At 71.2% G+C, this 934-nt stretch carries 1 protein-coding gene; it reads left to right on the top strand.

What is annotated here, in order from left to right:
* Positions 1-934: IS30 family transposase (locus tag PHA29_RS10560; protein ID WP_270849600.1), on the top strand; the 934-nt coding region annotated here is incomplete at both ends.

Genomic DNA, 934 nt, shown 5'->3' with positions numbered 1-934 from the left:
GTGCCGGGCGGGCGGGTGCCCGGACTGGGAGGAGGGCTCCTGCCGCAGGACGTCCCGGGCGCCGTGGGTGTGCAACGGCTGCCCCGAGCGCCCCCGCTGCCCGCTCGAGCGCTTCACCTACTCGGCGAAGGTCGCGCAGGCCAAGGCCGACGCCAGGCTCTCCGAGAGCAGGCAGGGCGTGGACATGACCGGCCGCGAGATGGCCCTCCTGGCCGACGCCGTCAGGGAGGGGCTCGCGAAGGGCCAGTCGGTGCACCACATATTCGCCTCGCGCGACGACCTGCCGTGCTCGGAGCGCTCGTTCTACCGCCACGTCGAGAACGAGGCCATCGACATCCACAAGATGGAGCTGAGGAAGAAGGTGAGGTACAGGAAGCGCAAGAGGGCGAGGCCGGCCGGCCGGGACACCGGGGTCTTCGAGGGCAGGACGCACGCGGACTACCTGGCTCTGGACGCCGGGCTCCGCGCCGCGGCGGTGCAGATGGACTGCGTGGAGGGCGCCGAGGGCGACTCCCGGGCGATCCTCACGCTGCACTTCGCCCCCATCAGGTTCCAGATATACGTCCTGCTGGGGCGCAAGGACTCCGCGCACGTCGTGGCGGCCCTCGACTGGCTCGAGTCGCTGCTCGGCGGCCCCGGCGCGTTCAAGGGGGCCTTCGGCACCATCCTTGCGGACCGGGGCCCGGAGTTCTCCGACGTCGCCGGGATGGAGCGCGGCGGCAGGTGCTCGGTGTACTTCTGCGACCCGATGCGCGCCGACCAGAAGGGCGGCTGCGAGAAGAACCACGTCGAGCTGCGCAAGATCATCCCCAAGGGGACGTCGATCGACGCGCTCGGCCTCGACCCCTGGATCATGGGCGGGATATGCTCGCACGCCAACTCGAGCCTGAGGCTGTCGATCGGGGACGCGAGCCCGGCGGCGCTCGCAGAGGTC

Source organism: Candidatus Collinsella stercoripullorum (genome assembly GCF_027669965.1).
Lineage (GTDB): Bacteria > Actinomycetota > Coriobacteriia > Coriobacteriales > Coriobacteriaceae > Collinsella > Collinsella stercoripullorum.
The sequence above is the reverse complement of the archived record's forward strand: the minus strand, read 5'-3'. Positions and strand labels throughout refer to the sequence as shown.